Here is a 13,224-nt window from a genome sequence, read left to right as displayed (position 1 = left end):
TACTTATACATATGATACGCAAATGAAGGTAGATGTATAAGTATGAAATAGTTCTGATTATTAGTTTTTATGTAATAATCAGAATGTTAATTATCTAATATTGAATATTGTTAATATAAGATTAGATGTGAGGTGGTAGGTATAAATATCATGTATGCTGAAATAATTATAAATAGTGATGCTTTGGAGATTGATAAGCCATTTACATACAAAGTACCTAGCGAACTTCAGGATAAAATAGGAATAGGATTTAGAGTTAAAGTGCCTTTTGGCCCTAAAAGCAGACCAATAGAAGGCTTTGTATTTTCAATATTGCAGGAAGATGATTTAATTAATTTCAATTATAGAGTGAAAGAGATTTTAAATATATGCGATGATTATGCTATATTAACAAACTATGATATGGAAGTAATTAAATTTTTAAGAAGAAAGTATTTATGTAAATTTATTGATGCAATCCGACTTATGATTCCTGTTGGAATTATGAAGGGGTTAAGGGAAAAAAAGAAAAAAGTAGTTTTAGTAAATGAAGAAATACATGAAGATCAGCTTGATAAAGAAAATTACAAAAAATTATATGATTTCGTAGCTAGCAACAATGGGATTTATACAAAAACAGAAATTGTTAGTAATGGATGCTTTTCTTTATACCTATTAAATAAGTTAATAGAAAAAGGTATACTAAAAACAGAAGAACAAACAGTATTTAGATACAATACTCGAATATATGATACTGATAGTAATAAGAAACTTACAAGAGAACAGGAAAACTGTCTTAATACGATTTTAAACAGTCCTGATCAAAAATATCTAATAAAAGGTGTTACGGGATCTGGGAAGACAGAAGTATATATAAGACTGGTTGAAGAAATGTTAAGTCAAAATAAAAGTACAATTGTTTTAGTTCCGGAAATTTCATTAACCCCTCAGATGATTGAACGATTTAAGGGACGATTTGGAGAAAATGTTGCACTTTTTCATAGCAGGTTAAGTGATGGTGAAAGATTTGATGAGTGGTATAGAGTAAAAGAAGGGAAAGCTAAATTAGTTATAGGAGCACGAAGTGCCTTGTTTTTGCCGCTTCAGAATCTTGGACTTATTATAATTGATGAAGAACATGAAAATACATATAAATCAGAACATAATCCTAAATATCATACTAGAGAAGTAAGTGAGTTCATATGTGAAATTAAGGACTGTAAATTAGTTATGGGGTCAGCAACTCCGAGCATTGAAAGTTACTATAAAGCTATTCGTGGTGAATATAAACTAATAGAAATGCATAAAAGAACTAATGGGAAAGAAATGCCGCATATGGAAATAGTAGATATGAGGGAAGAATTGAAGAGTAAGAATTTATCATTGTTCAGTAGGAAACTTTTGGCTGAAATAGAGGCAACTTTAAAAGATAAAAAGCAGGTAATTTTGTTTCTAAACAGAAGAGGGTATTCAACATTTATTTCGTGTAGAAGTTGTGGATATGTATTCAAATGTCCAGAATGCGATGTTTCTATGACGTATCATAAGAATGGATATTTGATATGTCATTACTGTGGAAGAGCAGAAAAATCAAAAACTGTATGTCCAAAATGTAATAGTAAATATGTGAAATTTTTTGGAGCAGGAACAGAACGTGTTGAATTAGAAGTGAAAAAGTATTTTCCGAAATCAAGAGTATTAAGAATGGATGTTGATACTACACGACATAAAAATTCTCATGAATCAATTTATAATTGTTTTAAAAATGGAGAAGCAGACATCTTAATTGGAACACAAATGGTGTCAAAAGGATTAGATTTTAAAAATGTTACACTGGTTGGAGTTTTAGCGGCAGACATGTCTTTAAATCTGCCTGATTACAGAGCTTCTGAAAGAACATATCAAATAATAACGCAGGTTGCAGGCAGATCTGGAAGAGGTGAAGATGAAGGCAAGGTAATAGTTCAAAGCTATACGCCAAACCATTATAGTTTAAAGTGTGCTCAAGAAGAGGATTATGAATCTCTATTTAAAGAAGAAATAAAGATTAGAAGGTTGATGGAAAATCCTCCTTTTGGTAAAATATTATTAATTGTTGGATCTTCAAAATTTGAAGAAAAATTAACAAAATTTATGTATACTTTAGAAGCCGATTTGAAAAAATTAGTAGTAGATGATCTTAATATTCTCGGACCAGTTCCTTGTATAATTTCTAGATTAAAAGAAAATTACAGATGGCAGATAATAATAAAAGGAAATTTTGATGATGAGTTTAGTGAAAAAGTTAAAGATACACTTTATCTATTAAATAAGAGTGTATATAATGAAATAAGGGTTAGTATAGATATTAATCCTAACAATATGACTTAGGGGGAATACAAAATGGCATTAAGAAATATAAGAAAATATGGTGATGACGTACTAAGAAAGAAATGCAGAGAAGTTGATAAAATAGATGATAGATTATTGACATTAATTGAAGATATGAAAGAAACAATGTATGATGCTGATGGTGTTGGTCTTGCAGCTCCTCAAGTTGGAATATTAAAGAGACTATTTGTTGTAGATATTGGAGATGGGCCACTAGTATTTATTAATCCAGAAATAATAGAAACAAATGGGTCTCAAATAGACGAAGAAGGATGCCTTAGCTTACCAGGGGAAACAGAAGAAGTTATGAGACCTAATTACGTTAGAGCTAGAGCTTTAAATGAAAAGGGAGAAGAATTCGAAATAGAAGCTGAAGAATTACTTGCGAGAGCTATTTTGCACGAATATGATCATTTAAATGGAACTCTATTTATAGATAGAGTTAAAGGTAGGGGAGCTTCAAAAAAATAAATACTGATAGGAGGATAATATAATGAATATAGTATTTATGGGTACTCCTGATTTTGCAGTTCCTTCTTTGCAAAGAATGATTAAAGAGTACAATGTTACTGCTATTTTGACTCAACCAGACAAACCAAAGGGTAGAGGAAAGAAAATGGCGTACTCTGCAGTTAAAGAAGAAGGATTAAAACATGAAATCCCAATATACCAACCAATAAAGTTAAAAGACGATAGAGATTTGATAGAGAAATTAAAAGAGCTAAAACCAGATTTTATTATAGTAGTGGCATTTGGGCAGATTTTAACTAAGGAAGTATTAGATATACCGAAATATGGATGTATAAATCTTCATGCATCTTTGCTTCCGATGTATAGAGGTGCTGCACCACTAAATTGGGCAATAATAAATGGAGAGAAGAGTTCTGGAAATACCACAATGCTTATGGATGTTGGTTTAGATACAGGAGATATGATTCTTAAGGATGAAGTTGAAATTACTAATAATATGACAACTGGTGAATTACATGATATATTAATGGTTAGAGGAGCAGATTTACTTGTAAAAAGTATAGAGGGAATTTCAAAAGGCGATATAGTCCCAGAAAAGCAAGGAAATGAGACTTTTTATGCCAAGATGCTTGATAAGAATATCGCTAATATAGATTGGAATAAAAGTGCTGAAGAGATTCATAACTTAGTTAGAGGACTAAATCCATGGCCAATTGCTTATACTGATTATAAGAACGAAAGAATGAAGATATATGAAACAGAAGTTCTAAAAGAAAAAAGCAATAAAGAACCTGGTACTATTATAGATGTAAGCAAAAATGGAGTGAAAGTTTCATGCAAGGAAGATGTTCTATTAATAAAAAGAGTGCAGTTTCCTAATGGTAAGCCTTTGACAATAGAACAATATATTAATGGACATGAAATAGAGGAAAATATAATCTTACAATAATGGAGTTGATGTATAATGCATTTTTATCCGTTTTTTGATCCAACAATGATATTATTAGTTCCAGCTATAATAATTTCATTTTGGGCTCAATCCAAAATTAATAGCGCTTATAGCGAGTATAGCCAAGTAAGAACAATAAATGGATATACTGGTCAACAAGTTGCAAGAATGATGTTAGATGAAGCTGGGCTTTTTGATGTTAGAATAGAACTGATAAATTCAAAGCTTGGAGATCATTACGATCCTGCAAGTAAAATCCTTAGATTATCTCCGGAGGTATATTCAGGTGCATCTATTTCTTCAGCAGGCATAGCTGCCCACGAGGTCGGGCACGCATTGCAGCATAAAGAAAGGTATGCTCCACTAGTAATAAGAAATTCCATTGTGCCAGTTGTAAATATTGGCTCAAATGTATCATGGATGCTATTCTTTGTTGGTATATTATTAGGTTTTAAGGGATTAACTACACTTGGAATAATTTTATTTTCAGGGGTTGTGATTTTTCAGCTAATAACATTACCAGTAGAGTTTGATGCATCAACAAGGGCTTTGAATATATTAAAGTCAAGAGGAATACTATATGGTGACGAAACTAAAAGTGCACAAAAGGTTTTAGACGCAGCAGCAATGACATATGTAGCTGCGACATTAATGGCAGTATCACAATTAATAAGATTAATTGCTATAAGCAATAGAAGAAATGATTAGTAAAGAGGTAGCGTATGAATTGTAGAAAATTAGCAGTAAAGATATTAGGAAGAGTCTTAAATGAAGGGGCTTACTCTAATATTGTATTAGCAAAAGAGTTAAATGAAGCAGAATTAAGTGATAAAGATAAAGCACTATTAACTGAAATTGTTTATGGAGTTTTAAGAAGGAAAAAAACATTAGATATTATAATTTCGAACTTTGTAAAAGATCTTAAGTTAATGAACAAAGATATCTTAAATATTTTAAGAGTAGCAATATACCAAATGAACTTTTTGGATAAAATACCTAGCTATGCTGCTTGTAATGAAGCGGTAGAGGAAGCAAAAGAAATATCAGAAAATGATTCAAAGTTAGTAAATGGAATACTTAGAAATTTCACTAAAAATCCTGATGATATTGAAGTTGTAGGAAATAAAATTGACGAATATGCATATAAGTTTTCATTTGAACCTTGGATGATAAGACTTTTAATAAAGCAATATGGTGAAAATGTATCAAAGAAAATAATGTCTGGATTAAATTCAATTCCACAAGTAAGTGTTAGAGTAAATGAACTTAAAGCTGATTATGATGAAGTATTTGAAAAATTAGAAGAACTTGAATATGAAGTTGAAGAAGGTGTTATTTGCCCAGAAGCAATTTGCATAAAAGGTGGTAAATCTATAGAAAATAATCCGTTATTTCAAGAAGGAAAAATCACAGTTCAAGATGAAAGTGCAATGATTATAGCACCATTATTAGAATTGGAAGAAGGAATGACAGTTACAGATTTGTGTAGTGCACCTGGTGGTAAAACTACTCATATTGCTGAAATACTTCAAAACACTGGAAAAGTATTAGCGTATGATCTTCATGAATCTAAACTTGGATTAATAAAAGAAAATTGTGAGAGATTGGGTATAACTAACGTTGAAGTTAATACAAGTGATGCAACTAAATTAAACCCAGATTTAATAGCATCTAGTGATAGAATCTTAATAGATGTTCCTTGTTCAGGGCTTGGAATAATAAGAAAAAAACCAGAAATAAAGTGGAACAAGACAAGAAATGAGTTAAGAGAAATTATAAAAGTTCAAAGAGATATAATGGAATGTGCATGGATGTATTTAAAAGAGGATGGAATAATGATATATTCAACTTGTACATTAAATAAAGAAGAAAATGAAGAAAATATTGAGTGGTTTGTTAGCAGACATAAAGACTGTAGCGTGAAAAAGATCTTTATTGGTAAACAAGATAACTTAGTATACAATAGAGATGGCTCTCTAACTATTATGCCAAATGAAAATATGGATGGATTCTTTGTGACTAAATTAGAAAAAAGACAATAGTAGGTGAATAAATGAACAATTTGCTAGATTTTGCTTTAGAAGAACTTAAAGCATGGATGAAGGAAAATGGTGAAAGTGCATTTAGAGGTCAACAAATATTATCATGGATTTATAAAGGTGTTAAAGAATTTGATAATATGAAGAATATACCAAAGCCATTAGTACAAAAACTAAAAGAAAATTTTTTTGTAGGTCTGCCAAAGATAATAGAAGTATATAAATCTAATATAGATGGTACAGAAAAGTTCTTGTTAGGATTTAAGGATGGAAACTTAATAGAATCTGTACTAATGAGATATAAGCATGGAAATTCCATATGCATATCCACTCAAGTTGGATGTGCAATGGGATGCAAATTTTGTGCATCCACAATTGAAGGTAAAGTTAGAAATCTTACAACTGGAGAAATTTTATCGCAAATTATGGTTGTTCAAGATTATATCAATGAAAGGATTTCTAACGTCGTATTAATGGGAAGTGGCGAACCACTTGATAATTATAATAACGTTATAAAGTTTCTAGAAATAGTTTCTGCTGAATATGCATTAAATATTGGGCAGAGACATATAACATTATCTACTTGTGGAATTGTACCTAAGATATACGAATTAGCAGATAAGGAACTTAGCATAACTCTAGCTTTATCACTACATGCATTTAGTAATGATAAGAGAAAAGAAATTATGCCTATAGCTAATAGGTATAGCATTGAGGAAATATTAGAGGCTTGCAGATATTATATAAATAAAACTAATAGAAGAATTACGTTTGAGTATGCGTTAGTGAAAGACGTGAATGATGGCAGAGAAGATGCAAAGGCATTAGGCAAATTGTTAAAAGGTATGCTTTGTCATGTTAATTTGATTCCAGTAAATGAAATAAAAGAAAATACATATAAGAGATCTTCAAAAAAGGCAATAGAAGATTTTTCAGAAATACTAAAAAATCATGGAATAGAAGTTACTACAAGACGTGAAATGGGAAGTGACATTAATGCAGCGTGTGGACAACTTAGAAGAAGTTACATAAATACCCAAGAAATAGAGGGGGAGCAAAATGGTAGGTTTAGTTAGTGATGTTGGGTTAAGGCGAACATTAAATGAAGACTCTGCTTCGTATTTAGAAAGAGACGAATTCAAAATTTATGTAGTGGCAGACGGAATGGGTGGACATAATGCAGGAGAAGTCGCTAGTCAGATGGCTGCAACAAATATTGTTGACTATGTAAGAGAAAATTTTTCTTCGAGTAGAGCAGAAAATTTGCTTGTAGAAGCTATAGAAAAAGTAAATAAAGATATATTTACTTTTTCTAACACTAGCGAAAATTTAAGTGGAATGGGAACTACTGTTACAACTTGTTTTATGACTAAAAATTTTATACAGGTTGCAAATGTAGGTGATAGCTGTTGTTTTGCAGTTAAAAATAATGAAATTAAGAAGATTACTAAAGATCATTCTTTAGTACAAGAACTAGTTGATATTGGGAGTATAAGTGAAAAAGAGGCGGAAAATCATCCTAAGAAAAATATTATTACAAGAGCATTAGGAACTAGCATTAATGTGAATGTAGATATATTTCAGTTAGAGAACAGAGAATATGATCTTTATATATTGTGTTCAGATGGATTGACAAATGAATTAACTAAAGAAGAGATTCTACAAGTCGTCACTGAAGGAGAAAGTTATGTAAACATTGCTAATAAACTTGTATACTTGGCAAAGCAAAACGGTGGCAGAGATAATATAACAGTATTGTTGTTTGGAGGAGAGATGTAGCATGGATGGAATTGTACTTGGAAACAGATACGAGTTGTTAGAAAAAATAGGGGAAGGCGGAATGTCAGAAGTATTTAAGGCAAGAGACAATAAATTAAATAGGTTTGTTGCAGTTAAAATACTTAAGAAAGAACTTTGCGACAACCCTGATATTGTAGAAAAATTTAAAGGTGAAGCAACAGCTGTTGCAGCCTTATCTGACAATAATATAGTAAATATACTAGATGTAGGAACACAGGATGAAATAAATTATATTGTAATGGAATATGTTAAAGGAAAAACATTAAAAGATATTATAAAACAAGTTGGAAAGATGAATTATGAAACAGCTATATCAGTTGCAATTCAAATAGCCAAAGCTTTAGATTGTGCTCATAGAAACAATATAATACATAGAGATGTTAAGCCACAAAATATTTTAGTAACAGAAGATGGAGTTATGAAAGTAACTGATTTTGGAATAGCAAAATCATCAAATTCTGAAACTATTACAAATACTAGTACAATAATGGGATCTGCTCATTATCTTTCTCCAGAACAAGCAAAAGGAAATTTTATTGATTGTAGAACGGATTTATATTCATTAGGAGTTGTATTATATGAGATGGTTACTGGAAATCTCCCATTCCAAGCAGATACTGCTGTAACTATAGCTTTAAAACATCTTCAAGAAGAAGTTGTTCCGCCAAAAAGTGTTAATTCAAAGATTCCTGAGAGTTTAAATCAATTAATTTTAAAGTCAATGGAAAAGGATCCTATTAAGAGATATCAGAATGCTAAAGAAATGATCTCAGATCTCCAAAGAATAAAGGATGATCCTAATGCAAAGATAGATAAAGAAGACGACAATGATCATACTATAATAATGTCTGCTGTGACCGAACAGATGGCAAGGCAAGAGGAAAAGTTGCCTAATAAAAAAGATGAAGACTATGATGATGAAGACGATGATGATTATTACTACGAAGACGATGAAGATGAAAAAGGCAGTGGAATAAACAAGAAGAGAATAATGAAAATAACAATAGGTGTAGTTTTAGCATTATTGTTAATAGTTTTAGGTGTTGCAGCTTTTAAAATGGTTAGTTCTGCTAGTGCTAACAGCAAAGAAGTTGAGGTTCCTAATATAGTAGGAAAGAATGTTGATGATGGAAAGAAAGCACTTGAAGCTATAAATTTAGTTTTAGTGGAAGGTGGAACTGAAGCAAGCGATCAGCCAGAAGGAACTATTCTTAAGATGAACCCGGATGCTGGAACTAAGGTTAAAGAAAAAAGTCAGATTAGAGTTATTGTAAGTGGAGGAGCAACAAAACTTAAAATGCCTGATTTGAAGGAGTATGATATAGATACTGCAACTACTATTTTAAAATCCTTTGGACTTAAGATTAGTGATAAAAGCGAAGCTTTTAGCGATAGTGTACCAGAGGGACAAATAATAAGTCAAACTCCGAAAAAAGATACTGAAGTAACAGCAGATGATAAGATAACAGTTGTTGTAAGTAAAGGACCGGAAGTTAAGACTACAAAAGTACCTAGCGTAGTTGGTAAAGACCAAGATACAGCTACAGGCGAATTACAAGATGCTGGTTTAAAAGTATCTGTAAATTCCCAAGAAACACAAGATGAGAGTCAAAACGGTAAAGTTTTAAAACAAACAGGAGAAGGAAATAGAGTAGATCCTGGAACTACAATTGTTATAACAGTTGGTAAATATGTTGCGAAACAAGATCCACCTGTAACTAATAATCCTACTCAAGGAAATACTAAGCCGGGTGGAAATGGAAGCACTCCTGATAAAAATACTGGAGGAACAGGCGGTACTACTACTGATACACCAGGAAAGACTCCTAATACTCCAGGCACAACTAATCCTACAGGCCCATGGGATGATACAAATAACAGTCAAAACAACACTCAACCTAAAACATCAAATCAAAACCATCAATAGTAAGTAAGGAGAGGTTCATAAAAACCTCTCCTTCTATGATATATATATTGCAATTCACAATGCACATTTCACAATTACGGCTAAAATTCTTACAATATTTTTAGAATTATGATGAAGGATTATTTTTTGCAATATATATTTATAGTTAGATCTACATTAAATCTCTAAAAAGAAAATATACTATGATAGAAAATACTAATTTAGAAATTTAATATATTTTGCAATTAAGTTGCTAAGTTCTAGTTGTATTTATGCATTTGGCTTATTAAAATCTTAAACCTAAAGTTATCTAATTTATCATTGCAGCATATATTAACATTCTATAAAAGAATATATAAATTTATTTTATAAGTTATGGAGGGAAATTATGAATGGAAAAATAATAAAGGGCATAGGAGGCTTTTATTATATTAAGACAGACCAAGGCTTAATAGAATGCAAAGCTAGAGGGAAATTTAGACATAAGGACATAAAACCTATGGTAGGGGATGATGTTACAATTAAGATGGAACATGGAAAAGGCGTTATTGAAGAGATACATGAGAGGAAATCTGAATTGGTTAGGCCCACTGTAGCAAATGTTTCTTTAGCATTTGTTGTTTTTGCAGTTAAGAATCCAGACATAAATTTTGATTTATTAAATAAGTTTTTAATTCTATGTGAATATAATAACATTGAGGTTATAGTTTGCTTAAATAAGATAGATTTAGTATCGGAAGAAGAAAGAGAAGAAATAAAGAAGAGAATAAATGTCATAGGTTATGAGGTTCTCTTTATAAATGCTAAAAAAGGAATAGGGATAGAGCGGTTAGAAGAAAAGATTAGAGGAAATATAACAGTTTTTTGTGGACCATCGGGAGCAGGAAAGTCAACATTAATAAACAAGCTTTCAAACAAAGAACATATGGAAACAGGTAATGTAAGCGTGAAGCTTGGGAGAGGTAAGCATACTACAAGGCATAGTGAGTTAATTGAGGTGGCAGATGGATATATTGTTGATACACCTGGATTTTCTACACTAGAAATAAAGGATTTAATGGATAAAAATTCTTTAAAATATTGTTTTCCTGAATTTACACAGTATAATGATAAGTGTAAATATAGAGGTTGTTTACATTATAAAGAACCAAATTGTGCTCTAAAAGAGGCTGTAGAAAGCGAAAAGATTAATAGATACAGATACGAATTTTATGTAAGAGCATTAGAAGAAATAATTGAGGAGGAAAAAAATAAATGGTAAAGATTGCACCATCAATATTATCAGCGGATTTTTCAAAATTAGGAGAGGACATAGAAAGAATAGATAAAGGAGGAGCGGATTTTATTCATATAGATGTAATGGATGGATCTTTTGTTCCTAATATATCTTTTGGTTTGCCAGTTATAAAATCTATTAGAAATAGAACAAAGAAGGTATTTGACGTTCATTTAATGATAAATAATCCATCAAATTACATAGATGCTTTTATAGAGGCTGGGGCTGATATAATTACAATTCATCATGAGGCGGATAAACATATAGATAGAACAATTAATTATATTAAGTCAAAAGGAAAAAAAGCAGCGATTTCTTTAAATCCAGGAACTCCAACAAGTGTATTGAAAGATTTAATACCAAGTTTGGATATGGTGTTGATAATGTCTGTTAACCCAGGATTTGGAGGACAAAAATTCATACCTTATTCTCTAGATAAGATTAGAGAGATAAAAGAACTTAGCGATAGATTGAACCCAGGGCTTTTAATAGAAGTTGATGGTGGTATTGATAAGACAAATGTTAAAGAGGTTATAGAAGCAGGTGCAAATGTCATTGTTGCAGGTTCAGCAGTGTTTAATGGTGGGGAAATTGATGAGAATATAAAAGCTCTAAGGGGGTAATAATTTGAATGTTGCAATTGTAAGTGGAGGAAACCCACCTTCAGAGAAGTTACTAAAGAAATATATTAGTGAAGTTGAATTTATAATAGCAGCTGATAAGGGAAGTGAATGCCTTTATAAGTATAATATTATTCCAGACTTGCTTTTAGGTGATTTTGACTCTGCCAAAAAGGAAATTTTAGATAATATGAAGTTAAAGGTTAAGGAAGTCTTGGAATTTCAACCAGAGAAAGATTATACTGACACTGAAATTGCAGTAATGGAAGCGATAAAAAGAGGCGCAGAAAAGATATATCTATTCGGGGCAACTGGAACTAGAATGGATCATACACTAGGAAATATAGGACTTATGCTAACTACGAAAAAAAAAGGTGCTAATTTAGAAATATTAGACGATAATAATAGACTTTACCTTGGAGAAAATAAAATGAGGTTATACGGCAAATATGGTGAAAATATATCATTTCATGCATTAAGCGATAAAGTAAGCAAACTTCAAATTAGTGGTGGAAAATACAATCTACCAAGTTATGATTTGGGTTTATTAGATCCACGGGCTATATGTAATGAATTTATTGATACACCAATAGATATAACTTATGAAAAAGGAGAGTTATTAGTTATTCATTCCATAGACTAAATATTCATGAACTTATTTAATTATTTTTTATATTTAAAAGTGGAACATTTTGAGTAGTAACTGAATATTAATATAATAAGACGGATTAAATTTTCATTTTAATTTTTAATATATTAATATTTGGGAGGACTTGTAAATGAAAATAATAGCTTTTAAACTACCTAAGTTTCTATCTAATATAATAAAGTTTTTTAGAAAAAAAGGCTAGAAGTACATAATGTATAATTTAGTTTTAAGCTTTCTAAATAGCTTTAGGCGTAATCAAAAAAAATAACAAGTCCATCTGCCAAGAAAAGTTCCTTGTTGCAGCATAGCTGCTCTTTTCATCATGCTTCATCAACAGATTGAACTAATAGGCTCGCTATGAGCCCGATCTGCTTCTTCGCCTGATGAAAAATAACCATGGCATTTTAGACTCGTTATTTTCTTTCATATGCCTTAAAAATAAAAAATGCAATTGGGATAACAATTGCATTTTTTATTATGAACTTATATTGCTCTTTGAACCTTTCCAGATCTAAGGCATCTTGTACATACATGAACAGTTTTTGGTGTTCCGTTAACTAAAGCTTTTACTTTCTTTATGTTAGGAGCCCAAGTTCTCTTTGATTGACGATGTGAATGGCTATAGCTTACTCCAGCTACAACACCCTTATCACAAATTTCGCATCTTCTTGCCATTAGAAAACACCTCCTTATATTCCAAAGATAATCATCTTCAATAGGACAGTGTAAATTATATCATAGGAAAATGTAATAGGCAAGATAAATTATTAATTATAAATTAAAAATTATGTATTGGCAGTTAATATGCGGCTTTACAGCGAAAATGAAACTTATGTGAATACCTGCCGAAATTTGATATGTATTATGTTGTAATTCACAATTCACAATTACGGCCAAAATTCTTGAAATATTTTTAGAATTATGATGAAGAATTATTTTTGCAATATATATATTTATTTCATAGGTAAATTATTCTCTTGATTATGTTTTAAAAACTTTTTGGAAGGAAAGACTTTGTAGAGATAGATTTTTAAAGAAGAGAAAAACTTTTAGCTTTAGTTCGAAGATTTTAATTGTACTTGGCACTAGTTTTGTATGTGAATGTTTTATTTAAAGGTAAAAAGATCTTTGGTTATGCTGTGTATTTTAAGAGATAAAATGATAT

Annotated in this window: 12 protein-coding genes; 11 read left to right on the top strand and 1 reads right to left on the bottom strand. The window is 30.8% G+C overall.

Annotation, left to right across the window (positions count from 1 at the left end; genetic code table 11):
• Positions 1-150 precede the first annotated feature (150 nt).
• The 11 genes from priA to L3B96_RS01435 all read left to right on the top strand — a co-directional run bounded on the left by priA (position 151) and on the right by L3B96_RS01435 (position 12,053).
• A complete protein-coding gene (gene priA, locus L3B96_RS01485) occupies positions 151-2,349 on the top strand; it encodes a primosomal protein N' (RefSeq protein ID WP_238858632.1) in 2,199 nt (732 codons plus the stop codon).
• 12 nt (positions 2,350-2,361) lie between these two features.
• Positions 2,362-2,820 (top strand): peptide deformylase, encoded by a 459-nt coding sequence (gene def / locus L3B96_RS01480; RefSeq protein ID WP_017210771.1) that lies wholly within the window; start codon positions 2,362-2,364, stop codon positions 2,818-2,820.
• Between the two features lie 22 nt (positions 2,821-2,842).
• Positions 2,843-3,769, top strand: a complete 927-nt coding sequence (fmt, locus tag L3B96_RS01475; RefSeq protein ID WP_011968486.1) for a methionyl-tRNA formyltransferase — start codon at positions 2,843-2,845, stop codon at positions 3,767-3,769.
• A gap of 15 nt (positions 3,770-3,784) precedes the next feature.
• The gene (locus L3B96_RS01470; RefSeq protein ID WP_238858631.1) at positions 3,785-4,477 is read left to right on the top strand and encodes a zinc metallopeptidase; all 693 of its coding nucleotides are present in this window, start codon (positions 3,785-3,787) and stop codon (positions 4,475-4,477) included.
• A gap of 14 nt (positions 4,478-4,491) precedes the next feature.
• Complete coding sequence (gene rsmB, locus L3B96_RS01465) at positions 4,492-5,811, top strand: 16S rRNA (cytosine(967)-C(5))-methyltransferase RsmB (RefSeq protein WP_017210768.1); 1,320 nt, start codon at positions 4,492-4,494, stop codon at positions 5,809-5,811.
• Positions 5,812-5,822: 11 nt separating this feature from the next.
• The gene (gene rlmN / locus L3B96_RS01460) at positions 5,823-6,884 is read left to right on the top strand and encodes a 23S rRNA (adenine(2503)-C(2))-methyltransferase RlmN (protein ID WP_238858630.1); all 1,062 of its coding nucleotides are present in this window, start codon (positions 5,823-5,825) and stop codon (positions 6,882-6,884) included.
• The gene (locus L3B96_RS01455) at positions 6,868-7,587 is read left to right on the top strand and encodes a Stp1/IreP family PP2C-type Ser/Thr phosphatase (RefSeq protein WP_011968490.1); all 720 of its coding nucleotides are present in this window, start codon (positions 6,868-6,870) and stop codon (positions 7,585-7,587) included. Before rlmN ends, L3B96_RS01455 begins: the two co-directional genes overlap by 17 nt.
• Before the next feature lies 1 nt (position 7,588).
• Positions 7,589-9,535 (top strand): Stk1 family PASTA domain-containing Ser/Thr kinase, encoded by a 1,947-nt coding sequence (gene pknB / locus L3B96_RS01450; RefSeq protein ID WP_238858629.1) that lies wholly within the window; start codon positions 7,589-7,591, stop codon positions 9,533-9,535.
• 367 nt (positions 9,536-9,902) lie between these two features.
• Positions 9,903-10,775, top strand: a complete 873-nt coding sequence (gene rsgA / locus L3B96_RS01445) for a ribosome small subunit-dependent GTPase A (protein WP_011968492.1) — start codon at positions 9,903-9,905, stop codon at positions 10,773-10,775.
• Complete coding sequence (rpe, locus tag L3B96_RS01440; protein WP_011968493.1) at positions 10,769-11,413, top strand: ribulose-phosphate 3-epimerase; 645 nt, start codon at positions 10,769-10,771, stop codon at positions 11,411-11,413. Before rsgA ends, rpe begins: the two co-directional genes overlap by 7 nt.
• 4 nt (positions 11,414-11,417) lie before the next feature.
• Positions 11,418-12,053: a thiamine diphosphokinase gene (locus L3B96_RS01435; protein WP_017210765.1), complete on the top strand. Its 636-nt coding sequence runs from the start codon at positions 11,418-11,420 to the stop codon at positions 12,051-12,053.
• A gap of 489 nt (positions 12,054-12,542) precedes the next feature.
• On the opposite strand, the gene rpmB is transcribed toward L3B96_RS01435, so the two are convergent.
• Positions 12,543-12,734, bottom strand: coding sequence for a 50S ribosomal protein L28 (gene rpmB, locus L3B96_RS01430; protein ID WP_008424849.1), 192 nt, complete (start codon positions 12,732-12,734; stop codon positions 12,543-12,545).
• Between the last annotated feature and the right edge of the window lie 490 nt (positions 12,735-13,224).

The organism is Clostridium sp. YIM B02569 (genome assembly GCF_022320765.1).
Lineage (GTDB): Bacteria > Bacillota > Clostridia > Clostridiales > Clostridiaceae > Clostridium > Clostridium beijerinckii.
Note: the sequence above shows the minus strand (reverse complement) of the source record. Positions and strands in the feature narration are given on the sequence as shown.

Excerpts from the sequence above, each read along its gene's own strand:
- rsgA (WP_011968492.1), top strand. The coding sequence starts at position 9,903 with ATGAATGGAAAAATAATAAAGGGCATAGGAGGCTTTTATTATATTAAG.
- L3B96_RS01455 (WP_011968490.1), top strand. The coding sequence starts at position 6,868 with ATGGTAGGTTTAGTTAGTGATGTTGGGTTAAGGCGAACATTAAATGAA.
- rlmN (WP_238858630.1), top strand. The coding sequence starts at position 5,823 with ATGAACAATTTGCTAGATTTTGCTTTAGAAGAACTTAAAGCATGGATG.
- rsmB (WP_017210768.1), top strand. The coding sequence starts at position 4,492 with ATGAATTGTAGAAAATTAGCAGTAAAGATATTAGGAAGAGTCTTAAAT.
- L3B96_RS01470 (WP_238858631.1), top strand. The coding sequence starts at position 3,785 with ATGCATTTTTATCCGTTTTTTGATCCAACAATGATATTATTAGTTCCA.
- pknB (WP_238858629.1), top strand. The coding sequence starts at position 7,589 with ATGGATGGAATTGTACTTGGAAACAGATACGAGTTGTTAGAAAAAATA.
- priA (WP_238858632.1), top strand. The coding sequence starts at position 151 with ATGTATGCTGAAATAATTATAAATAGTGATGCTTTGGAGATTGATAAG.
- def (WP_017210771.1), top strand. The coding sequence starts at position 2,362 with ATGGCATTAAGAAATATAAGAAAATATGGTGATGACGTACTAAGAAAG.
- rpmB (WP_008424849.1), bottom strand. The coding sequence starts at position 12,734 with ATGGCAAGAAGATGCGAAATTTGTGATAAGGGTGTTGTAGCTGGAGTA.
- rpe (WP_011968493.1), top strand. The coding sequence starts at position 10,769 with ATGGTAAAGATTGCACCATCAATATTATCAGCGGATTTTTCAAAATTA.
- fmt (WP_011968486.1), top strand. The coding sequence starts at position 2,843 with ATGAATATAGTATTTATGGGTACTCCTGATTTTGCAGTTCCTTCTTTG.